Annotated in this window: 22 protein-coding genes; 16 read left to right on the plus strand and 6 right to left on the minus strand. The window is 71.9% G+C overall.

Annotated features, from left to right (window positions below; genetic code table 11):
* Positions 1-26 precede the first annotated feature (26 nt).
* Together CXR44_RS25355 and CXR44_RS25360 are read left to right on the plus strand one after the other, a co-directional pair.
* On the plus strand, positions 27-2,021 hold the full coding sequence (locus tag CXR44_RS25355; protein ID WP_245899393.1) for a S9 family peptidase: 1,995 nt from the start codon (positions 27-29) through the stop codon (positions 2,019-2,021).
* A complete protein-coding gene (locus CXR44_RS25360; RefSeq protein WP_101788613.1) occupies positions 2,021-2,860 on the plus strand; it encodes an inositol monophosphatase family protein in 840 nt (279 codons plus the stop codon). Before CXR44_RS25355 ends, CXR44_RS25360 begins: the two co-directional genes overlap by 1 nt.
* Before the next feature lie 133 nt (positions 2,861-2,993).
* Here the strand turns inward: CXR44_RS25360 and CXR44_RS39665 are convergent, their stop codons facing one another.
* Positions 2,994-3,158 (minus strand): hypothetical protein, encoded by a 165-nt coding sequence (locus CXR44_RS39665; RefSeq protein WP_180903696.1) that lies wholly within the window; start codon positions 3,156-3,158, stop codon positions 2,994-2,996.
* Positions 3,159-3,395: 237 nt separating this feature from the next.
* Between CXR44_RS39665 and CXR44_RS25365 the strand changes: the two genes are divergently transcribed.
* The 4 genes from CXR44_RS25365 to CXR44_RS25380 all read left to right on the plus strand — a co-directional run bounded on the left by CXR44_RS25365 (position 3,396) and on the right by CXR44_RS25380 (position 6,887).
* A complete protein-coding gene (locus tag CXR44_RS25365) occupies positions 3,396-4,049 on the plus strand; it encodes a response regulator transcription factor (RefSeq protein WP_101788614.1) in 654 nt (217 codons plus the stop codon).
* A 97-nt stretch (positions 4,050-4,146) separates the two neighbouring features.
* Positions 4,147-5,418 (plus strand): sensor histidine kinase, encoded by a 1,272-nt coding sequence (locus tag CXR44_RS25370; protein ID WP_101788679.1) that lies wholly within the window; start codon positions 4,147-4,149, stop codon positions 5,416-5,418.
* Between the two features lie 286 nt (positions 5,419-5,704).
* Positions 5,705-6,004 (plus strand): DUF4193 domain-containing protein, encoded by a 300-nt coding sequence (locus CXR44_RS25375; protein WP_020542847.1) that lies wholly within the window; start codon positions 5,705-5,707, stop codon positions 6,002-6,004.
* A gap of 91 nt (positions 6,005-6,095) precedes the next feature.
* Entirely contained in the window at positions 6,096-6,887 is a 792-nt protein-coding gene (locus tag CXR44_RS25380) for a hypothetical protein (protein ID WP_180903697.1), read from the plus strand.
* A gap of 6 nt (positions 6,888-6,893) precedes the next feature.
* On the opposite strand, the gene paaK is transcribed toward CXR44_RS25380, so the two are convergent.
* Complete coding sequence (gene paaK, locus CXR44_RS25385) at positions 6,894-8,201, minus strand: phenylacetate--CoA ligase PaaK (RefSeq protein ID WP_101788615.1); 1,308 nt, start codon at positions 8,199-8,201, stop codon at positions 6,894-6,896.
* Complete coding sequence (gene paaI / locus CXR44_RS25390) at positions 8,188-8,571, minus strand: hydroxyphenylacetyl-CoA thioesterase PaaI (RefSeq protein ID WP_101788616.1); 384 nt, start codon at positions 8,569-8,571, stop codon at positions 8,188-8,190. Before paaI ends, paaK begins: the two co-directional genes overlap by 14 nt.
* Before the next feature lie 462 nt (positions 8,572-9,033).
* On the opposite strand from paaI, the gene CXR44_RS25395 reads away from it, so the two are divergent.
* A complete protein-coding gene (locus CXR44_RS25395) occupies positions 9,034-10,467 on the plus strand; it encodes an alpha,alpha-trehalose-phosphate synthase (UDP-forming) (protein WP_101788617.1) in 1,434 nt (477 codons plus the stop codon).
* On the opposite strand, the gene CXR44_RS25400 is transcribed toward CXR44_RS25395, so the two are convergent.
* Complete coding sequence (locus CXR44_RS25400; protein WP_101788618.1) at positions 10,400-10,684, minus strand: DUF4235 domain-containing protein; 285 nt, start codon at positions 10,682-10,684, stop codon at positions 10,400-10,402. The two genes, CXR44_RS25395 and CXR44_RS25400, sit on opposite strands and share 68 nt — an antisense overlap.
* 78 nt (positions 10,685-10,762) lie before the next feature.
* Between CXR44_RS25400 and valS the strand changes: the two genes are divergently transcribed.
* From valS to CXR44_RS25435, 7 genes are all read left to right on the plus strand, one after another.
* Positions 10,763-13,318: a valine--tRNA ligase gene (gene valS, locus CXR44_RS25405; RefSeq protein ID WP_245899395.1), complete on the plus strand. Its 2,556-nt coding sequence runs from the start codon at positions 10,763-10,765 to the stop codon at positions 13,316-13,318.
* A 96-nt stretch (positions 13,319-13,414) separates the two neighbouring features.
* On the plus strand, positions 13,415-14,722 hold the full coding sequence (locus tag CXR44_RS25410) for an AI-2E family transporter (RefSeq protein ID WP_245899396.1): 1,308 nt from the start codon (positions 13,415-13,417) through the stop codon (positions 14,720-14,722).
* Between the two features lie 91 nt (positions 14,723-14,813).
* A complete protein-coding gene (locus CXR44_RS25415) occupies positions 14,814-15,368 on the plus strand; it encodes a PaaI family thioesterase (RefSeq protein WP_101788620.1) in 555 nt (184 codons plus the stop codon).
* The gene (gene dut / locus CXR44_RS25420; RefSeq protein ID WP_180903698.1) at positions 15,365-15,841 is read left to right on the plus strand and encodes a dUTP diphosphatase; all 477 of its coding nucleotides are present in this window, start codon (positions 15,365-15,367) and stop codon (positions 15,839-15,841) included. The genes CXR44_RS25415 and dut overlap by 4 nt, the downstream gene beginning before the upstream one ends.
* Positions 15,842-15,880: 39 nt before the next feature.
* Positions 15,881-16,516, plus strand: coding sequence for a DUF3710 domain-containing protein (locus tag CXR44_RS25425; protein WP_245899397.1), 636 nt, complete (start codon positions 15,881-15,883; stop codon positions 16,514-16,516).
* A gap of 219 nt (positions 16,517-16,735) precedes the next feature.
* Positions 16,736-16,942: an OB-fold nucleic acid binding domain-containing protein gene (locus CXR44_RS42230; RefSeq protein WP_245899398.1), complete on the plus strand. Its 207-nt coding sequence runs from the start codon at positions 16,736-16,738 to the stop codon at positions 16,940-16,942.
* 3 nt (positions 16,943-16,945) lie between these two features.
* Entirely contained in the window at positions 16,946-17,614 is a 669-nt protein-coding gene (locus CXR44_RS25435) for a DUF3159 domain-containing protein (RefSeq protein ID WP_101788622.1), read from the plus strand.
* Positions 17,615-17,788: 174 nt separating this feature from the next.
* Here CXR44_RS25435 and CXR44_RS25440 read toward each other — a convergent pair whose 3' ends face one another.
* Positions 17,789-18,448, minus strand: a complete 660-nt coding sequence (locus CXR44_RS25440; protein ID WP_101788623.1) for a potassium channel family protein — start codon at positions 18,446-18,448, stop codon at positions 17,789-17,791.
* Complete coding sequence (locus CXR44_RS25445) at positions 18,448-19,113, minus strand: potassium channel family protein (RefSeq protein WP_101788624.1); 666 nt, start codon at positions 19,111-19,113, stop codon at positions 18,448-18,450. The genes CXR44_RS25440 and CXR44_RS25445 overlap by 1 nt, the downstream gene beginning before the upstream one ends.
* 111 nt (positions 19,114-19,224) lie before the next feature.
* Here CXR44_RS25445 and CXR44_RS25450 point away from each other — a divergent pair, with 111 nt between their 5' ends.
* Entirely contained in the window at positions 19,225-21,258 is a 2,034-nt protein-coding gene (locus CXR44_RS25450) for an APC family permease (protein ID WP_425437451.1), read from the plus strand.
* A 124-nt stretch (positions 21,259-21,382) separates the two neighbouring features.
* Positions 21,383-21,461: hypothetical protein (locus tag CXR44_RS42235; protein WP_425437452.1), on the plus strand; the 79-nt coding region annotated here is incomplete at its 3' end.

Here is a 21,461-nt window from a genome sequence, read left to right on the forward strand (position 1 = left end):
CCACGCCGCGAGGTAGGTTCGATCAGGTGAGCGCATTCAACGACATACGCGACTATGTGGCCATCCCTCGGGTTCTCTCGCTGAAGCTCTCCTCCGACGGTTCACGGCTGGTCTCCGCCGTGCAGTCACTCGATCCCGACGGCAAGTCCTATGGCACGGCGCTCTGGGCGATCCCCCTCGACGGCGAGCCGCCCCACCGGCTGACGCGCTCGGCCAAGGGTGAGAGCGCCGCAGAGTTCACCGTGGCGGGGGACCTGCTGTTCACCTCGGCACGCCCGGACCCGACGGTCAAGGACCCCACCGACGAGGTGCCCGCCCTGTGGCTGCTGCCGCGCGGCGGAGGGGAGGCGCGCCAGGTGGCCTCCCGCCCCGGCGGCGTCGCCGCGGTGCGCACGGCCGGCGACGTGGTGGTGTTCGCCTCCGACGTGCTCGACGGCGAGGAGGAGACCGAGGCGGAGCGGCGCAAGGCCCGCAAGGACGCCGGGATCAGCGCGATCCTGCACGAGAGCGCCCCCGTGCGCTACTGGGACCACGACCTCGGCCCCGGCCGTACCCGGCTGTTCGCCGCCCGGCTCGGCGACGGCGACCGGCTGGAGGACGTCCGCGACCTGACGCCCGACCCCGGCGAGGGCCTGCGCGACGTGTCGTTCGAGCTCACGCCCGACGGCTCCACCGTGGTCGCCACCTGGCGCGTGCACCTGCCGCTCGGCCAGTTCCGCAGCGAGCTGGTCGCCGTCGACGTCGCGAGCGGCGAGCGGCGGGTGCTGTTCGCCGACGACCGCCACGACTTCATCGGGCCGCTCGCGGTCTCGCCCGACGGCGCCCGCGTGGCCTGCGTCCGCGAGCGGCACACCGCCCTGGACGTGTCGGCCCGCGCCGAGCTGTGGATCGGCGGCCTGGCCACCGGCCAGGGTCGTGCCTGCGCGCCCGACCTGTTCCCGGCGGACCTCGCCTGGGCGCCCGACTCCTCGGCCGTCTACGTGGCCGCCGACCACCAGGGCCGCCGCCCGATCTTCCGCGTCACGCTCGACGGCGCCGAGGACGGCACGGTCACCCGGCTCACCCAGGACGACTCGGCCTACCTCGGGCTCAACCCGTCGCCCGACGGGCGGTCCGTGTACGCGCTGCGCAGCGCCGTCGACCGCGCGCCTGGCCCGGCCCTGATCGACGTCGCCACCGGCGAGATCACCGATCTGCCCTCGCCCGCGCCGCGCCCCGAGGTGCCCGGCACGCTCACCGAGATCTCCGCCACCGCCGACGACGGCGCCACCGTCCGCGGCTGGCTCGTCCTGCCCGAGGGCGCCTCGGCCGCGCACCCCGCGCCGCTGCTGCTGTGGATCCACGGCGGGCCCGTCGGCTCCTGGAACGACTGGCAGTGGCGCTGGCAGGCGTGGATCATGGCGCAGCGCGGCTACGCCGTCCTCATGCCCGACCCGTGCATGTCGACCGGGTACGGCCAGGAGATGATCGACCGCGGCTGGGGCGACTGGGGCCCGCGCACCATGGCCGACCTCGACGCCATCGTGGACGTGGCCGTGGCCAGGGACGACATCGACGCCGAGCGGCTGGGCGCGATGGGCGGCTCGTACGGCGGCTACATGGCCAACTGGGTCGCCGGGCACAGCGACCGCTACAAGGCCGTCGTCACCCACGCCTCGCTGTGGCACCTCGACCAGTTCGCCGGCACCACCGACACCCCCATGTACTGGCAGCGGGAGTTCGGCGCGCCCGGCTCCGACCGGTACGCCGCGCTCTCCCCGCACCACTCCCTCGAGCGGATCAGCACCCCGATGCTCGTCATCCACGGCGACAAGGACTACCGGGTGCCGATCGGCGAGGCGCTGCGCCTGTGGTGGGACCTGCAGCGCGTCGGCGCCGAGGCGAAGTTCCTCTACTTCCCCGACGAGAACCACTGGATTCTCAAGCCGGGCAACATCGTCGCCTGGTACGAGACCGTCCTGGCGTTCCTGGCCCAGCACGTGCTCGGCCAGGAGTGGAAGCGCCCGGAGTCGGTGGCGTGATGGCGCACCCCACGGACTCCACCGACGCGCTCGGCTTCCTGCGGCTGGCCGAGGACATCGCGCGCGAGGCGGGCGAGATGCTGCTCGCCAAACGGCCCGGCATGTCCACCGCGTCCGGCGACATCGAGACCAAGTCCAGCCCCACCGACGTGGTCACCGCCCTGGACAAGGCGTCCGAGCAGCTCATCCGCGCCCGCATCCAGGCGGCCAGGCCCGGCGACCGCATCCTCGGCGAGGAGGAGGGCGAGGCGGGCGGCGACTCCGCCGTGCGCTGGATCGTCGACCCGATCGACGGCACCGTCAACTTCCTCTACGGCCTGCCCGAGTGGGCGGTGTCCATCGCCGTCGAGGTGGCCGGGCGGATCGTCGCGGGCGTGGTCAACGTCGTGCCGCGCGGCGAGGTGTTCACCGCGGCGCTCGGCGCGGGCGCCCACCTCAGCGCGGGCGGGCTCGGCGGTGAGCGGCTGCGCTGCAACACCGGCGTGCCGCTGGAACGGGCGCTGGTGGCGACCGGGTTCGGCTACGGCGCCGGACGCCGCGCCGTGCAGGGCGAGGTGGTCGCGGCCGTGCTGCCCCGGGTGCGCGACATCCGGCGCGGCGGCTCCTGCGCGGTGGACCTGTGCTCGGTGGCGGCCGGCCGGGTGGACGCCTACTACGAGCGGGGCGTCAACCGGTGGGACTACGCGGCGGCCGGGCTGGTGGCGAGCGAGGCCGGCGCCCGCATGGGCGGCCTGAACGGCGAGCCGGCCGGGCCGGGGCTGGTGCTGTGCGCGGCGCCGGACCTGTTCGAGGGCCTGCACGACCTGCTCGCCTCCCTCGACGCGGACCGCGACGCCTGACGCCTCTCTCGACGCGGACAGCGACGCCGGACGCCTTCCGGACCTGGACCGCGACGCCTGACGCCGCGCGGCCTGACGGACATGACGGCGGCCGGGGCCCTCCTCCTCCCAGGGCCCCGGCCGCCGTCGTGCCTCAGCAGGTCAACGGGACGCCGTGATCGTCCGCCAGGCGGCGCAGGTCCTCGATCTCGGCGGTGAGGGTGTCGGCGAGGTAGTCGTCACCGGTGCTGCGGGCCTCGCGGAGGCTCTGGTAAGCCTGGTCGAGGCGGTGTTCGATCGTGGTCGTGAACTCGCCCATCTCACCTACTTTCTGCGGGGGTTACAGAAACTCCTGGGGCGAAGTGACCCGGCCCGTGCCGTCGCACGTGGTCAGGGGTGTCCAGCAGGCATACCCACCCCCGTCGTCGCCCCAAACCACCGATTCGCCGCGGATGCGCCGTGCTCGTGGTCCGGGCCGGCCGCCACATGCCTTACCGTGCGCTTATCGACGTGCTGGGCACAATGAACGCGGGAACCGGAAAGAGGTGCATCGGGCGTGCGGGTGCTGGTGGTTGAGGACGAGCGGGTGCTCGCCGACGCGATCGCGACCGGGCTGCGGCGCGAGGCGATGGCCGTGGACGTGGCCTACGACGGCGGCGGCGCGCTGGAGCGCACCTCCTACATCGACTACGACGTGATCGTGCTCGACCGTGACCTGCCGGTCGTGCACGGCGACGAGGTGTGCCGCCGCCTGGTGGCCCAGCGGACCGCCTCCCGCATCCTCATGCTGACGGCCTCGGGCGACGTGGACGACAAGGTGGAGGGGCTCGGCCTGGGCGCCGACGACTACCTCGCCAAGCCGTTCGTCTTCGTCGAGCTGGTCGCCCGGGTGCGGGCGCTCGGCCGCCGCTCGGCCCCAGCGCTGCCGCCGGTGCTGGAGCGCGGCGGCATCCGGCTCGACCCGGGCAAGCGGCTGGTCGAACGCGACGGGCGGGAGCTCAGCCTCACCAAGAAGGAGTTCGCGGTCCTGGAGGAGCTGATGCGCGCCGAAGGCGCCGTCGTCAGTCAGGAGGACCTGCTGGACAAGGCATGGGACGAGAACATCGACCCGTTCACCAACGTGGTGCGGGTGACGATGATGACGTTGCGCAAGAAGCTGGGCGACCCTCAGGTGATCGAGACGGTGCCCGGAGTGGGATACAAGCTGTGATCCCGGCCCTCCGAGGCGGCGCCTTCGGCGGAGGGCCGGCGGAGGAGGCTCGGTGACCGAACGGCAGGACGGGCGTGACGCGGTGCCCACGCACCCCATGATCAGCCCGCACTCGGAGCGCAAGGCGGTGCGCGTCCAGGCGCCGCCGCCCAGCGGCCCGCCCGCCTGGGACGGCCCCCCGCCGCCGACGCACAACCCCCTCCAGCGGACGGCGCGCGAGCGCGTGCGGGAGCTGCCCGCCAAGGTCAGCATCCGCTGGCGGCTCACGCTCACCTACAGCGGGCTGTTCCTCCTGGCGGCCGGCGGTCTGCTGCTGTCGATCTACTGGATCGTCGGCAGCGCGATCGACGAGGCGTGGCTGCCCCTCGACCTCACCGACCTCGGCCTCGACCCGCGGGACGAGCTGCAGGCCCAGCTGCAGTGGAAGGCGGCGCAGCAGTACGCGGTGCAGTCGGCGCGCGCCACCCTGGTGCGCAGCTCCATCCTCGCCCTCGTCGGCGTCGGCATCCTGGCCGTCATCCTCGGCTACTTCGTCGCCGACCGCGCCCTGCGCCCCGTCGCGAAGATGAACGCCACCGCGCGCAAGCTCTCCGACAGCAACCTCGCCCACCAGCGCATCGACCTGCAGGGCCCCGACGACGAGCTGAAGGAGCTGGCCGACACCTTCGACGACATGCTCACCCGGCTCAACGTCGCCTTCGACACCCAGCGCCGGTTCGTCGCCAACGCCTCGCACGAGCTGCGCACCCCGCTCACCATCAACCGGACGGTCCTGGAGATCGCGCTGTCCGACCCGGAGGCGTCGGAGGACCTCAAGGCGCTGGGCCGTACCCTGCTGGAGGTCAACGCCCGCAACGAGAAGCTCATCGAAGGACTGCTGCTGCTCGCCAGGAGCGAACGCGAGCTTGCCGTGCGCAAGCCGCTCGACGTGAAGGACGTCGCCCGGACGGCCGTCGAACAGGTCACGCCTTTCGCCGAGGAGCACGGAGTTACCCTCACCACCGATCTGGTCAGCTCGCCTACCGTCGGCGATCCTGTGCTCCTGGAGCGGTCCGTCAGTAACCTCCTCGAGAACGCCGTGAAGTACAACATTCCCGAAAACGGAAAAGTCTGGGTCCGGACGGGAATGGCGGACGGTGCTCTGGTTGTTCAGGTGGCCAACACGGGGCAGCACGTCCCGGCGTACGAGGTGAACAGCCTGTTCGAGCCGTTCAGGAGGCTCCATGCGGACCGCGTGGATTCGGCCAAGGGAGCGGGTCTCGGGCTGTCCATCGTCCGGGCCGTGGTGCAGGCGCACGGGGGCAATGTGACCGCGGTGCCACGGGAAGGCGGCGGGCTGGTGGTGACCATTCGGTTGCCGAGTCGCTGATCCGGCGTGTTGGTCCGGTGGGGGCGTCTCGTTCTTGCCGCACATGTGGTTGGATGTGCCGTCGAAACACGGTGGTGCGTGACGCCCGGGCTGTGGGTTTCGCCATATTTGGCTAACCATCGCCACTGGCAGCAGGCCCTGACGTGTTGGGAGGTTTCGTTTGCCGTTCTCCAGGGGTACCGATGCACAATCTTCCCCACCGAGCGGGCACAAGACGTACCTCTCGGACGTTAGAAGACGCGCGATGAGCGCGAAGACATATGGATGAGGGGGATGGAGTAGCACCATGGCTACCGACTACGACAGCCCGCGCAAGACAGACGACGACCTCGGCGAGGACAGTCTGCAGGAGCTGCAGGCACGCCGCACCGACAAGTCGTCCGGCAGCATCGACATCGACGAGACCGACCTCGCGGAGTCGCTGGAGCTTCCGGGCGCGGACCTGTCCAACGAGGAGCTCAGCCTGCGGGTCATCCCGCGCCAGGCTGACGAGTTCACCTGCTCGCGTTGCTTCCTCGTGCACCACCGCAGCCAGCTGGCCTCCGAGAAGAACGGCCAGCAGGTCTGCCGGGAGTGCGCGGCCTGACAGGAGCGAGGAAAGCTCGGGGCCGTCGTCCGGCATGAACCGATGCCGGCCGGGCACTGAGCTGTCGCGACCATGAGGACGGAGGCTTCGCGTGGCCGAACCGGACAGGGACCAGCAACCGCACAGTGAGGGCGCCGACTCCGACGTCGGCGAGCTCGTCGGCAGGCTCACCGAGCCCGGTGACCTGGAGCCGGCCGAGCGGCGCAAGCTGCTCGGCCGCCTGACCCGTGCCCTGCGCCAGCGTTCGAAGCAGGCGAAGGCCGAGGGCACCGGGCGGGGCCGGTGGCTGGCCGACGTCTTCCTCACCATCGCACCCCGCATCCCCATCCGTGACGTCCGGACCCTCTCCGAGCACCACCACGGACTCACCGGCGAGCTGCTCGCCGACGACCTGATCCGCACCGCCCAGAAGGCCACCATGACGGTCGGCGCCATCGGCGGAGCGCTCGCGGCGGCCGAGTTCGCCGCCCCGCCCCTGCTGCTGTCGGCCCCCGCCCAGCTCGTCGCCGAGACCCTCGTGGTCGCCGCCATCGAGGTCAAACTGCTGGCCGAGCTGCACGAGGTGTACGGCGTGCGCGTCCAGGGCACCGGCCCGCAGCGCGCGGCCGCGTTCACCGCCGCCTGGGCCAGACAGCGCGGCATCGACCCGCTGGCCCCCACGTCCGTGACGCTGGCGCTCGGCGCCGCGACCAAGACCGCGCTGCGCAACCGCCTCATGCGGACGCTCGGGCGTCACCTCACCACCCTGGGCCCCTTCCTCACCGGCGCCGTCGCCGGCGGCGCGCTCAACCGGGTGGCGACCAAGAAGCTCGGCGAGGCCGTCCGCACCGACCTGCGCGGCAAGCTGCCCCCGCCGCCCGAGCCCAGGCGGCTCGGCCGCTGACCCGGGTCAGCCGCCGCCGCGCCGGTCGACCACGCGCCTGAGCTTGCCCACCGAGCGCTCCAGCGTCTCCGGGTCCACCACCTCGGCCGCGACGCTCACGCCCACCGTGTCCTTGACCGCCCGGCACAGGGCCGCGGCGGCCTCCCGCCGGCCCTCCGGCGTCTCGAAGCCCGGCCGCGCCTCCACCCGGACCGTCATCACGTCGAGTCGTCCGGGCCTGGTCAGGTGCAGCTGGAAGTGCGGTGACAGGCCGGGCGTGCGCAGCACGACCTCCTCGATCTGGGTGGGGAAGACGTTCACCCCGCGCAGGATGATCATGTCGTCGGTGCGTCCGGCGACCTTCCGCATGCGGCGGAACGCGGGCCGCGCGGTGCCCGGCAGCAGCCGGGTCAGGTCGCGGGTGCGATAGCGGACGACCGGCATGGCCTGCCTGGTCAGCGTGGTGAGGACCAGCTCGCCCTCCTCGGCGGGCGCGCCGGTGAACGGGTCGACGATCTCGGGGTAGAAGTGGTCCTCCCACACGTGCAGGCCGTCCTTGGACTCCACGCACTCCTGCGCCACGCCCGGCCCCATCACCTCCGACAGGCCGTACACGTCGACGGCGTGCAGGTCGAAGCGGTCCTCGATCTCGCGGCGCATCTCCTCCGTCCACGGCTCGGCGCCGAAGACGCCGATCCGCAGCGAGCACGCCCGCGGGTCCAGGCCCTGCGCCTCGAACTCGTCCAGCAGCGCCAGCATGTACGACGGCGTGACCATGATGACGTCGGGCCGGAAGTCGGCGATCAGCCGCACCTGCCGCGGCGTCATGCCGCCGGAGACCGGCACCACCGTGCAGCCCAGCCGCTCGGCCCCGTAGTGGGCGCCCAGCCCGCCGGTGAACAGGCCGTAGCCGTAGGCCACGTGCACGATGTCGCCCGGCCGGCCGCCGGCGGCGCGCAGCGAGCGGGCCATCAGCCCGGCCCAGGTGTCGAGGTCGCCGCGGGTGTAGCCGACCACGGTGGGCCGGCCGGTCGTCCCGCTGGAGGCGTGCACCCGCGCCACCTGCTCGCGCGGCACCGCGAACATGCCGAATAGGTAGCCGTCGCGCAGGTCGTCCTTCGTGGTGAACGGGAAGGCGGCCAGGTCGCCGAGCTCCTTGCAGTCGTCCGGGTGGACGCCGTGCTCGTCGAAGGCGCGGCGGTAGTGCGGGACGTTGTCGTAGGCGTGGCGCAGCGTCCGGCGCAGGCGGCGGAGCTGGAGCGCGGCCAGCTCGTCGGGCGAGACCCGCTCGGCCGGGTCGAGCTGTCCGGGGGAGGGCGGGTCACCGAGGCGCATCTGATCTCATCTCCCTGCTGCGACCGCGGAACTCCGCGACCACCTGACCGTCGCGTCCGCGCACTGTGACGTCGTAGATGCCGCTGCGGCCGTACCGGGTGCGCTCGGCGGCCTCCGCCACCAGCTCGTCGCCGGCGCGGGCCGGGGCGACGAACGTGATCTCCGCGCCCGCCGCGACCGTGACGGGGCCGTAGGTGTTGCACGCGCACGCGAAGGTGGTGTCGGCCAGCAGGAAGACGTAGCCGCCGTGGCACAGGCCGTGCCCGTTGATCATCCGGCCGGTTACCGTCATGCGGCACACCGCCCGGCCCTCGGCGAGATCGACCAGCTCGATGCCGAGGGCCGCGGAGGCGGTGTCGGCGTCCAGCATGCGCCGTGCGCTCTCCACTCCAGCCCCTCCCCACTGACCGAATGTTCGGTAAACAAAACATTCGGTGACGCCGCCTGTCAAGAGCCGGTCCCCGGCGCCGGGGGCTGGTGAGGCCGGGGAGGCCTGTGGGACGACGGCCCCGGCGTCCCGGCCTGCCGGGATCCTGGCGACATTTCGGTCCGACCACCATCTGGAATATTTGGGTGAAATGTGTTAATCGCGTTTGTTTATGCAGGTCCTGGGCACGGTGTCTAAGGCGCCGCTCGCCGTCTGCGAGCTCGCGGCGAAGACTGGCACCGGTGGCCCGGCCGAACCCCGGCCGTGGCCGGTCCTCTCCTGGGCCCCACCAGCCGCTCGACCGCCGCGACCGGTCCCGTACGGGCCAGCCCCGTACCAGCCGGCGAGGGTCGCCGTGAAGCCGCGCGTCGCGGCTCACGGACAGCAGAGCCTAGGAGGACTTGGGTGGATGGCCGTAGCTCGTTTCTGATCGTGGCCAACAGGTTGCCGGTCGACCGGTCGATCGAGTCCGACGGAACGGCCTCATGGCGCAGGAGCCCCGGCGGTCTGGTCACCGCCATCGCACCGGTGATGCAGCGCCGTCACGGCGCCTGGCTCGGATGGCACGGCGCGGCGGACGAGACGCTGGAGCCGCTGGAGCAGGACGGCATGAGCCTCATCCCGGTGCCGCTGTCGGCCCGCGAGGTCGAGCTCTACTACGAGGGTTTCTCCAACGCCACGCTCTGGCCCCTCTACCACGACGTGGTCGCGCCCGCGATCTTCGAGCGGGAGATGTGGGAGGCCTACCGCGCCGTCAACGAGCGCTTCGCCGTCGCCGCGGCCGAGGCCGCCGACGAGGGCGCGGTGGTCTGGGTGCAGGACTACCAGCTCCAGCTCGTCCCCGCCATGCTGCGCAAGCTCCGGCCCGACCTGCGCATCGGGTTCTTCCTGCACATCCCGTTCCCGCCGGTGGAGCTGTTCTGGCGGCTGCCGTGGCGCAAGGAACTGGTCGAGGGCCTGCTCGGCGCCGACCTGGTCGGCTTCCAGCTGCCCGGCGGCGCGTCCAACTTCCGGCGGCTGTGCCGCAGGCTGCTCGGCCTGCCGTACAAGGGGAACGAGATCTTCCACGAGGACCGGGTCGTCACCACCGCCGCGTTCCCCATCTCCGTCGACTTCGGCGAGCTGGACACGCTCGTCCGCGAGCCGCACATCATCCAGCGCGCCAAGGAGATCAGGGCCGAGCTGGGCGACCCCGAGCACGTGCTGCTCGGCGTGGACCGGCTCGACTACACCAAGGGCATCGGCCAGCGGCTGGAGGCGTTCGGCGAGCTGCTGAAGGACGGACGGCTCGCGCCCGGCGAGGCGGTGTTCGTGCAGATCGCCACCCCCAGCCGCGAACGGGTGGAGGAGTACCGGCGGCTGCGCGACGACATCGAGCTGCAGGTCGGCCGGATCAACGGCGAGCACTCCACGCTCGGCCTGCAGCCGATCCAGTACTTCCACCAGTCCTACGGCCGCGAGGAGCTCGCCGCCCTCTACCTGGCGGCCGACGTCATGGTCGTCACGCCGCTGCGCGACGGGATGAACCTGGTCGCCAAGGAGTACGTCTCCTGCCACCACGACCTGAACGGGGCGCTGGTGCTCAGTGAGTTCGCCGGGGCGGCCGACGAACTGCGGCAGGCCTACCTCGTCAACCCCTACGACGTCGAGGACGTCAAGCGGCAGATGATGGCGGCCATGCGGGCCACGCCGCACGAGCTGGCCCGGCGCATGCGCACGATGCGGCGCCGGGTGGCCACCTACGACGTGGACCGCTGGGCCAGTGAGTTCCTCAACGCCCTGGAGTCACCTGCTTCAGCGCCCGCCACGAGTCGTAGCGCTTCTTGGCCGTCCGATTGACCACGATCTGCGCCACGGACATGCCCACGCCCATCACGACCGCGTAGCCGATCGCCTCACCCATGCTGACCTCGGGGGAGTCCGGGTCGACCGGCGGCTCCTTGCCCGTCGTCTTCACCCAGACGAACCCGAGGATCTTGCGCGCCGCCCACGCGGTCGCCAGGCCGACCAGCCCGCCGACCACCCGCCAGGCGACATCGGGCCTCTCCTCTGCCATGCGGCGTCTCCTTCCCGTATGTAACGAACCCTAGTCTCCACCGCTTGCGCGACCTTGGAAGCCGTACCATAAGGTGGCATGACTCAGCAGCGACTACGCCATGCGCCCATGCCGGAGAAACCGACTCTCGACGGCTTGGAGCAGGTATGGGTAGCCCGCTGGGAGGACCAGGGCACCTACCGCTTCGACCGGTCGAGGACGCGGGAGCAGATCTACTCGATCGACACGCCCCCTCCGACCGTCTCCGGCTCTCTCCACGTCGGCCACGTCTTCTCCTACACCCACACCGACACCGTCGCCCGCTTCCAGCGGATGCGCGGGCGCGAAGTGTTCTACCCCATGGGCTGGGACGACAACGGCCTGCCGACCGAGCGCCGCGTGCAGAACCACTTCGGTGTCCGCTGTGATCCCTCGGTGCCCTACGACCGCGACTTCACACCTCCCGCCAAACCCGACCCCAAGCGGCAGGTGCCGATCTCGCGCGGCAACTTCATCGAGCTGTGCGAGCGGCTGACCCTCGACGACGAGAAGGCGTTCGAGCAGCTGTGGCGCCGCCTGGGGCTGTCGGTCGACTGGACGATGACGTACGCGACCATCGACGGCCACGCGCGGGCCGCGTCCCAGCGGGCGTTCCTGCGCAACCTGGCGCGCGGCGAGGCCTACCTCGCCGAGGCGCCGACCCTGTGGGACGTCACCTTCCGCACTGCCGTCGCCCAGGCCGAGCTGGAGGACCGCGAGTGGCCGGGCGCCTTCCACCGGATCTCCTTCTACGGTGAGAAGGGGCCGGTCTGGATCGAGACCACCCGGCCGGAGCTGATCCCGGCCTGCGTGGCCCTCGTCGCCCACCCCGACGACGAGCGCTACCGGCCGCTGTTCGGCACGTCCGTGCTGACGCCGATCTTCGGCGTCGAGGTGCCCGTGCTGGCCCACCACCTGGCCGAGCCCGACAAGGGGTCGGGCATCGCGATGATCTGCACGTTCGGCGACCTCACCGACGTCACCTGGTGGCGCGAGCTCGCCCTGCCGACCCGGCCCGTCATCGGCCGCGACGGCAGGCTGCTGCCCGAGCCGCCGGAGGGCGTCGAGGCCGAGCCGTACAAGGAGCTGGCCGGCAAGACCGTGCACAGCGCCCGCGAGCGGATCGTGGAGATGCTGCGCGAGTCCGGCGACCTCGACGGCGACCCGCGGCCGGTGCAGCGGACGGTGAAGTTCTACGAGAAGGGCGACCGGCCGCTCGAGATCGTCACCACCCGCCAGTGGTACATCCGCAACGGCGGCCGCGACGCCGGGCTGCGCGAGCAGCTCCTGGCCCGGGGCGCCGAGCTGCGCTGGCACCCGCCGCACATGCGGGTCCGCTACGACAACTGGGTGCAGGGGCTGGCCGGCGACTGGCTCATCTCCCGGCAGCGCTTCTTCGGCGTGCCGTTCCCGGTGTGGTATCCGCTGGACGAGGCGGGCGAGCCCGACTACACCCGCCCGCTGCTGCCGCGCGAGGACGAGCTGCCGATCGACCCCTCCGCGCAGGCGCCCGACGGCTACACCGAGGACCGGCGGGGCAGGCCCGGCGGGTTCGTCGGCGACCCCGACGTCATGGACACCTGGGCCACCTCGTCGCTGTCCCCGGAGATCGCCGGCGGCTGGGAGCGTGATCCCGACCTGTTCGCCCGGGTCTTCCCGATGGACCTGCGGCCGCAGGCCCACGAGATCATCCGCACCTGGCTGTTCTCCACCGTGGTGCGGGCGCACCAGGAGTTCGGCGCGCTGCCGTGGAAGGACGTGGCCATCTCGGGGTGGATCCTCGACCCCGACCGCAAGAAGATGTCCAAGTCCAAGGGCAACGTGACGACGCCGCTGGGGCTGCTGGAGGAGTACGGCTCCGACGCCGTCCGCTACTGGGCGGCCAGCGGGCGGCCCGGCACCGACACGGCCTTCGACACCGGGCAGATCAAGGTCGGGCGGCGGCTCGCCATCAAGATCCTCAACGCGTCGAAGTTCGTGCTCGGCTTCCCCGAGGCCGAGGTGAAGGACGGGGTGAAGGACGAGGCCGATCAGCTCGGCCTCGTCACCGAGCCGCTGGACCTGTCGATGCTGGCCGCGCTGGGCGACGTGGTCGAGGAGGCGACGCGGGCGTTCGAGAACTACGACTACACCCGGGCGCTGGAGGCGGCCGAGCGCTTCTTCTGGTCGTTCTGCGACGACTACCTGGAGCTGGTCAAGGCCCGCGCCTACGAGACGGGGCCGCGGGCGGCCTCCGCCCACGTGGCGTTGCGCCGCGCGCTCGACGCGCAGTTGCGGCTGTTCGCGCCGTTCCTGCCGTTCGTCACCGAGGAGGTCTGGTCGTGGTGGCGCGACGGCAGCGTGCACCGCGCTGCCTGGCCCGCCGCCGAGCGGGGCCCGGGCGACCCGGCCGTGCTGACCGTCGCCTCCGAGGTGCTGCGCCAGGTCCGCAAGGCCAAGTCGGCGGCCAAGCTGTCGATGCGCGCCGAGGTGTCCCGCCTCACCGTGTCGGGCCCCGAGGCCGGGCTCGTGCGGCTGGCCCAGGACGACCTGTGCGGGGCGGGCAACGTGGAGGAGTTCGTCCTGGCCGACGGGCCGGAGCTGTCCGTCGAGGTCACTCTGGAGGAGGCCCCGTAGCGACCGGGCGGTCCGGCGCCCCTGGCAGCGGGCGCCGGGCCAGACCCGATCATTTAACCGCGCGCATTACCGGACCGGACGTGCCAGTCTGGGAGTGTGCTGAAGGACCGCCCCACCAAGCTCGTGCCGCCCGTGCTGGCCACGATGGCCGCCTGGTGCGCCTGCCTCGTCCTCGTCGGCGTGGTGGTCTACTTCTTCGCGCTCGGCATCGGCCGCCTCAGCTTCGTCGCGCTGCCCGTGGCGATCGCCCTGCTGCTGACCGCGCTGCTCTTCCCGCTGACCAACAGCCTGCGTCAGGCCGGGATGCGGCCCATCTACGCCACCTGGATCACCATGCTGGTGGCGCTGGCCGTGCTCGTCGGCACGGGCTGGCTGATCGGCGCCCGCGCCACCGAGGAGTTCCCCAACCTCGTCGAGCAGGTGCAGGTCACCGCCCGCGACGTCCAGAACTGGCTGATCACCGGCCCGCTGCACCTGCAGCAGGCGCAGATCACCCAGTACGTCGACGAAGTCGCGACGATGGTCAACACCCAGCGCACGGAGATCACCGGCACCGTCCTGTCGGCCGGCGCGGTCGCCGTCGAGGTGCTGGCCTCGCTCGTGCTGATGCTCTTCGTCACCTTCTTCCTGCTCAAGGACGGCGACCGGATCTGGGCATGGTTCCTCAGGGCGTTCGGCTCGATGTCGCCGCGCGTCGACCGGGCGGGCCGCGCCGCGTGGACCACGCTGTCGCACTACGTGCAGGGCACCGTGGCCGTCGCCGCCGTCCACGGGCTGATCATGGGCATCGTCCTCGCGGGCATGGGGGTGCCGCTGTGGGCGCCGCTGGCCGTGCTCATCTTCCTGGCCAGCTTCATCCCGATCGTCGGCATCTTCTTCGCCGGCACGATCGCCACCCTCGTCACGCTGGGCGCCAAGGGCATCGTCTACGCGCTGATCTTCGTCGGCATCCTCGTCGTGGAGCAGCAGCTGGAGAACCACGTGCTCCAGCCGCTCATCGTGGGCCGGGCACTCAACTTCCACCCGCTGGCCATCATCATCGTGCTGGCGGTCGGCGGCATCCTCGGCGGCATCGCCGGGGCGGCCGTGGCGGTGCCGGTCGCGGCCGTGATCTACCGGGCGCTGCCCGAGCTGCGCAACCAGCCGATGGCGCTGCCACCGGGCGAGCCGTCGGCCTCCCCGGCGGGCCCGGCGCCACCGGGCCCGCCGCACCCGTCCGGCGACGGCGACGTGACACCGCCGCAGACCCCGGCCGCCGAGGCGCCCACGACGAGCGAGCCGTCCGCGAGCGCCACCGGCGGCGGGCCCGTCCAGCCGTCCGCGAGCACGAGCGGCGGCGAGCCCGTCCAGCCGTCCGCGAGCGCCACCGGCGGAGAGCCCGTGCAGCCGTCCGAGCGTTCCTGATCGGGGCCGCCTCCCCGTCCCTCCCGCCGCCGGCCGGACGGGACGGCCGGGACCGACGAGGCGCCCCCGGCAGCGAGTAACCTCGTCATCCGTGACCCGTTCGCCCGTGACCACCCCGCCGCCCGGCGCCGACCAGCCCTCGGCACACCTCGACCCGCCGCCCCCGGGCTCCGCGCTCGGCGCGCACTACAGCCGCTGCTTCGGCTGCGGCACCGACCACCCCACCGGCCTGCATCTCGCGGCCGTCACCCCCGACGGGGCCACCGTCGAGGCGGAGTTCACCGTGGGGGAGGCCCACCAGGGAGCGCCGATGCTCGCCCACGGCGGCGTGCTGGCCGCCGCGATGGACGAGGTCATCGGCATGTCCATCTGGTTGTTCCAGCGGCCGTACGTGACGGCCCGGCTGGAGACCGACTACGTCCTCCCCGTTCCCGTCGGCACGACACTCCACCTGCGTGCCTGGTGCAACGGGATCGCCGGCCGCAAGGCGTACCTTGAGGCTGAGGGGCGCATCGGCGCCCCCGATGGCCCGGTCGCCGTCCGGGCGGCGGCGCTCTTCGTCCAGGTGGGCATGGAGCACTTCGCGCGGCACGGCGACGCGGCGGCCATCGCCGCCGAGCACCACGAATTCGAGGTGAATCCTTGACCGGCACCGACCCCGCGGCGACCGGCGACCAGCCGGGCACGACGGAGATCCTCATCCAGCGGCTCGACCCTGGCCTGCCCGTGCCCGGCTACGCCCACCCGGGCGACGCCGGCGCCGACCTGCACGCGGCCGAGGACGTGGAGCTGCTGCCCGGCGAGCGGGCGGTCGTCGGCACCGGGCTGGCGATCGCGCTGCCCGACGGCTACGCCGCGTTCGTGCACCCGCGCTCCGGCCTCGCCGCCAGGCACGGCGTCACGCTCGTCAACGCGCCGGGCACGGTCGACGCCGGATACCGGGGAGAGATCAAGGTGACCGTCATCAACACCGACGCCAAGGAGCCGTTCCGCATCCGGCGCGGTGACCGGGTGGCGCAGCTCGTGGTCCAGCGGGTCGAGCGGGCGGCGTTCCGTGAAGTGGAACGACTGCCCGGCTCGACGCGGGGTGCCGGCGGGTTCGGTTCGACAGGACGTTGAGCGTCCGGCAGGACGCCCAGGCAGGGGAGAGTGAGACACGTGTTCCGACGTCGTCGTCGTGAGCAGCCCGAGCGGATCGTGCCCGAGGAGGCCGCCGCGCCCATGCGCGAGTCCGGTCCGTGGGACGCCGAAGAGCCCCACCCCGACAGTGACAGGATCGACCTCGGCGGCCTGCGGCTGCCGCACAACCCCGACTTCGACGTCCGGCTGGCCTCGGTGGGAGACCAGCACATCGGCGTCGTCGTCATCCACGGGGAGAGCACGCTGCAGCTCCAGGCGCTGGCCGCGCCCAAGACGCTCGGCCTCTGGGACGAGGTCAAGACCAAGGTCATGCAGCAGGTGAGCGCACTGCGTGAGCGGCAGGGCCCCTTCGGCGCCGAGCTGACCGGCGAGATCACCAGCGAGGGGGTCACCCGCCCGGCCCGCTACATCGGGGTGGACGGCCCGCGCTGGTGCCTGCTGGCCATCGTGCACGGCGCGGCGGCGGCCGACGACGCCGCCGCCGAGCCGTTCCTCGACTTCCTGCGGGACGTCGTGGTCGTGCGCGGTGACGAGCCGATGGCCCGGGAGGAGCCGATCGTGCTGCGCAGGCCCAGCGAGCCAGGGGCCGAGGCCGACGACCGGCCGGGGTTCAACCCGTTCAGCCGGGGGCCGGAGATCAGCGAAATCCGTTGACGGTTCCCGTCCGGCTCTCATCGCATAGGCTGATTCATCATGACTACGGCAGGGCCCCCCCGACGCGGGGGATTGCGCGGGTTCCTCAGTCGGCTGGCATCGCCCCAGACCGAGATCGAGGCCCAGGAACTGCAGGCGGAGGCCGAGCAGACCGGTGCGACGCCGATCGCGTCGTGTGGCGGACGGCGTCGCTTCTGCGTAGCCGGTACGCTGCGTACGGTGACACTGCGGCCGCGCGGCGGCGCCCCCGCGCTGGAGGCGGAGCTGTACGACGGGTCCGACGTCGTCGACCTGGTCTGGCTCGGCCGCCGCAAGATCGCGGGGATCGAGCCCGGCCGCATCGTCAAGGCCGAGGGCCTGGTCAGCATGCAGGATGGGCGCAAGGTGATGTTCAATCCACGCTACGAGCTGCGCCCAGGGAGTTGATCTGTGAGTACCGAGGCGGACGAGGTCGCCCACGAGACGGTGGAGGCGGCCGTACGCTCCCAGCTCGCCAAGGCGTTCGGCGGGGTGCGCGGCATCGTCGAGGCGGCGATCCCCACGGCGGCGTTCACACTGTCCTGGATCATCACCGAGGACCTGAGGCTCTCGCTCATCATCAGCATCGCGCTGGCGGTGGTGCTCCTCGTCGCCCGGCTGGTGCAGCGGTCGACCCCGCAGTTCGTGATCAACAGCCTCATCGGCATCGCCATCGGCGCGTTCTTCGCCAGCCGCACGGGTGAGGCCAAGGACTACTTCCTGCCCGGCATCCTGTGGAACGGCGCCTACGCCGTCGCCATGCTCGTCTCGATCGTGACCCGCTGGCCCGTGGTGGGGTTCCTCATCGGCTCCGTGACGGGTGACCCCACCGGCTGGCACAAGGACCCCGGCATCGTCAAGCTGTGCACCCGGCTGACGTGGCTGCTCATGCTGCCGTGCGTGGTGCGGGTGGCCGTCCAGCTTCCCGTCTACCTGTTCGGCGGCGGCGACCAGGCGGTGGCGGCACTGGGCCTGGCCAAGATCGCGATGGGCTGGCCGCTGCAGATCGCGGCGCTGGTCGCGATGGTGTGGATGCTCGGCCGGGGGCGCACCCCGATCAAGCCCGTCGCCCCCGCCTGAGCGGGCCGCGCGTTCCCGGCAGACCGCGGGGCCGGGCCCGCCATGTGCCCGGCCCGTACGTGATGACGCGGCCCTCCGCGTGCCCGGCCCGTACGTCCTGACCCGACCGCCATGTGCCCGGCCCGTACGTCCTGACCCGGCCCGCACTCCGCGGGCGCGGGCGGCGTCGTCGGGTCAGTGCTGGGAGAGCAGGTGGGCGAGCTCCTGCTCCACCTCCTGGGTGGCGACGAACAGCAGCTCGTCGCCGGCCTCCAGCGGGTCGTCGTCGGAGGGCACCAGGACCCGGCCCTCGCGCAGGATGGCCACCAGCGCCGAGTCGACCGGCCACGGCACCGAACCGGCCCGCTGGCCGACCACCGGCGCGTCGTCGGCGAGGGTCAGCTCGACGAGGTTGGCCTGCCCCTGACGGAACGTCATCAGCCGCACCAGGTCGCCGACGCTGACCGCCTCCTCCACCAGGGCGCTGAGCAGGCGCGGGGTGGAGACGGCCACGTCCACGCCCCACGACTCGTTGAACAGCCACTCGTTGTTGGGGTGGTTGATCCGGGCCACCACGCGCGGCACCCCGTACTCGGTCTTGGCCAGCAGCGACACGACCAGGTTGACCTTGTCGTCGCCGGTGGAGGCGACGACGACGTGGCAGTTGTTGAGCCCCGCCTCGTCGAGCGAGGCGATCTCGCAGGCGTCGGCGAGCAGCCACTCGGCCCGCGGCACGCTGTCGATCTTGATGGCTCTGGGGTCGATGTCGACGAGCAGGACCTCGTGGCCGTTCTCCAGGAGCTCCGCGGCGATGGACCGGCCGACCGCTCCCGCCCCGGCGATCGCGACGCGCATCAGTCGTCCTTCCCCGGTGCCGCGGCGAGCACCTTGTTGATCCGGTCCATGTCGTTCTCGGCCGCGATGACGTGCAGGATGTCGCCCTCCTGCAGCACGGTGTCGTCGGCGATGACCAGCGACTCGCCCATCCGGTTGATGAACGCGGCGCGGCACCGGGCGCGCGGCTCCAGGTCCACGGCGCGGATGCCGATCCAGGCCGGGTTGACCGGCACCTCGGCCAGCACGACGGCCCCGGTCGGGTCGCGCCAGAGCGGCTCGGCCCCCTCGGGCATGACGCGGCGCAGGATCTGGTCGGCCGTCCAGCGCACGGTCGCCACCGTGGGGATGCCGAGCCGCTGGTAGACCTCGGCGCGGCGGGGGTCGTAGATGCGGGCGACGACGTTGTCGACGCCGAACGTCTCACGCGCCACCCGCGCGGAGATGATGTTGGAGTTGTCGCCGCTGGACACCGCGACGTACGCGGAGGCGGACTCGATGCCCGCCTCGATGAGCACTCCGCGGTCGAAGCCGATGCCGGTCACCCTCCGGCCGCGGAACCCGGCGCGCAGGCGGCGGAACGCCTGCGGGTCGCGGTCGATGATCGCGACCTGGTGGCCGTTGTCCTCGAGGATGTGGGCCAGGGTCGATCCGACCCGCCCGCACCCCATGATCACTATATGCATACTCCCCCGCATCTCGCGGTCGGCCGGTTGCTCGACACCAGTATGGCCTGATAGGGGAGTGCACGACCGCAACCGGCGAACCAAGGACTACGCTCTCGTTCTGTGGCGAAGATGACGGATCTTCTCAAACGCCTCCTCGTGGGGCGGGCGCTGCGCAGTGGGCAGCTCCATGAGCAACTGCTGCCCAAACGCATCGCCCTGCCGGTGTTCGCGAGCGATGCGCTCTCCTCGGTCGCGTACGCGCCGCAGGAGATCCTCGTCATCCTGTCGCTGGCCGGGGTCTCGTTCTACGCCTACAGCCCGTGGGTGGCGGCGGCGGTCGTGGTCGTCATGCTCACCGTCGTCGCCTCCTACCGGCAGAACGTGCACGCCTATCCCAGCGGCGGCGGCGACTACGAGGTGGCCACCACCAACCTGGGCCCCAACGCCGGGCTGACCGTGGCCAGCGCCCTCATGGTCGACTACGTCCTGACGGTCGCCGTGTCGGTCGCCAACGGCGTCGACTACGTCGGGGCGACCATCCCGTTCGTCGCCTCGCACAAGCCCGCCGTGGCGATCGGCATCGTCGTCCTCCTGACCGTGGTGAACCTGCGCGGGCTGCGCGAGTCGGGCGCGGCCTTCGCCGTCCCGACCTACGCGTTCATGGTGGCCGTGCTCGGCATGGTGCTGTGGGGCGGCGTGCGGCTGCTCATCTTCGGCGACGAGCTGCGGGCGCCCAGCGCCGGCTTCGACATCGTGCCCGAGCAGACCAACCTGACCGCGTTCGCCGCGGCCTTCCTGGTGCTGCGCGCCTTCTCCTCCGGCTGCGCGGCGCTGACCGGCGTCGAGGCGATCAGCAACGGCGTGCCCGCCTTCCGCAAGCCCAAGAGCGGCAACGCCGCCACCACGCTGCTGATGATGGGCGTGATCGCCATCAGCATGTTCGGCGGCATCATCGCTCTCGGCCTGGCCTCCGGGGTGAAGGTCGCCGAGCCGTCCGTGGTGGCCGAGGACCTGTTGCGGCCCGACGGCACGCCGGTCGGGCCCGGCTACCACCAGCAGCCGATCATCGCGCAGGTGGCCGACGCGGTGTTCGGCGGCGGCTCGCTGCTGTTCGTGCTGATCTCGGCGGTGACCGCGCTCATCCTCTTCCTGGCGGCCAACACCGCCTTCAACGGCTTCCCGGTTCTCGGCTCGATCCTCGCCCAGGACCGCTACCTGCCCCGCCAGCTGCACACCCGCGGCGACCGGCTGGCCTTCTCCAACGGCATCGTCATCCTGGCCACGGCGGCGTGCCTGCTGCTGTGGGGGTTCCAGGCGGACGTCAGCCGGCTGCTGAACCTCTACATCGTCGGCGTCTTCGTGTCCTTCACGCTCAGCCAGACCGGCATGGTCATCCACTGGACGCGCCACCTGAAGACCGAGACCGACCCGCGGACACGCCACCAGATGCACCGCTCGCGGGCGATCAACTTCTTCGGCGGCGTCATGACCGGGCTGGTGCTGGTCGTCGTGCTGCTGACGAAGTTCCTGGTCGGGGCGTGGATCGTGTGCATCGCGATGCCGGTGCTGTTCCTCATGATGAAGGGCATCCGGCGCCACTACGACAACGTGGCCGCCGAGCTGGAGATCACCGGCGACTACGACGCCACCGTCCTGCCGGCCCGCAACCACGCCATCGTCCTCATCTCCAAGATCCACAAGCCGACGATGCGGGCGCTCGCCTACGCCCGGGCCACCCGGCCGTCCACGCTGGAGGCCGTCACCGTCGGCGTGGACGGCGCCGAGGCCCGCCAGCTCCAGGATGAGTGGGAGCGCCGCGGCATCCCGGTGCCGCTGAAGATGCTCGACTCGCCGTACCGGGAGATCACCCAGCCGGTCCTCGACTACGTCAAGCAGGTGCGGCGCCGCTCGCCCCGCGACGTGGTGACGGTGTTCATCCCCGAGTACGTGGTCGGCCACTGGTGGGAGCACCTGCTGCACAACCAGAGCGCGCTGCGGCTGAAGGCGCGGCTGCTGTTCAAGCCCGGGGTGATGGTGACGAGCGTGCCGTGGCAGCTCCACTCCTCCGACCGGCTGACGGGGCGGCCCGAGCCGTTCGCGGCGGGGTCGGTGCGCCGGCCGTCCGGGCGCCACGCCGAGGACGAGGAGATCGGCGCCCGCTGACGCCCGATCCCGGCCCCGCCGCACGCCGACCGGGGCCCGCCCGGCCACGGCATAGGGTGTCCGTGTGGACAGTAGGGACGTGGACAGCAGCGGCGTTGACGGCACGGGCGCGGCATCTCTCGAGCTGACGGTCGGACCCGTCGCGCACGGCGGGTGGTGCGTGGCCCGCCACGAGGGGCGGGGGGGGGTCGTCCGGCACGCGC

The organism is Nonomuraea indica (assembly GCF_002850745.1).
GTDB classification, from domain to species: Bacteria; Actinomycetota; Actinomycetes; order Streptosporangiales; family Streptosporangiaceae; genus Nonomuraea; species Nonomuraea indica.

Excerpts from the sequence above, each read along its gene's own strand:
- CXR44_RS25445 (WP_101788624.1), bottom strand. The coding sequence starts at position 19,113 with ATGCATATAGTGATCATGGGGTGCGGGCGGGTCGGATCGACCCTGGCC.
- CXR44_RS25375 (WP_020542847.1), top strand. The coding sequence starts at position 5,705 with ATGGCTACCGACTACGACAGCCCGCGCAAGACAGACGACGACCTCGGC.
- CXR44_RS25370 (WP_101788679.1), top strand. The coding sequence starts at position 4,147 with ATGATCAGCCCGCACTCGGAGCGCAAGGCGGTGCGCGTCCAGGCGCCG.
- valS (WP_245899395.1), top strand. The coding sequence starts at position 10,763 with ATGACTCAGCAGCGACTACGCCATGCGCCCATGCCGGAGAAACCGACT.
- CXR44_RS25360 (WP_101788613.1), top strand. The coding sequence starts at position 2,021 with ATGGCGCACCCCACGGACTCCACCGACGCGCTCGGCTTCCTGCGGCTG.
- CXR44_RS25400 (WP_101788618.1), bottom strand. The coding sequence starts at position 10,684 with ATGGCAGAGGAGAGGCCCGATGTCGCCTGGCGGGTGGTCGGCGGGCTG.
- paaK (WP_101788615.1), bottom strand. The coding sequence starts at position 8,201 with ATGCGCCTCGGTGACCCGCCCTCCCCCGGACAGCTCGACCCGGCCGAG.
- CXR44_RS39665 (WP_180903696.1), bottom strand. The coding sequence starts at position 3,158 with ATGGGCGAGTTCACGACCACGATCGAACACCGCCTCGACCAGGCTTAC.
- CXR44_RS25440 (WP_101788623.1), bottom strand. The coding sequence starts at position 18,448 with ATGCGCGTCGCGATCGCCGGGGCGGGAGCGGTCGGCCGGTCCATCGCC.
- CXR44_RS25450 (WP_425437451.1), top strand. The coding sequence starts at position 19,225 with ATGACGGATCTTCTCAAACGCCTCCTCGTGGGGCGGGCGCTGCGCAGT.
- paaI (WP_101788616.1), bottom strand. The coding sequence starts at position 8,571 with ATGCTGGACGCCGACACCGCCTCCGCGGCCCTCGGCATCGAGCTGGTC.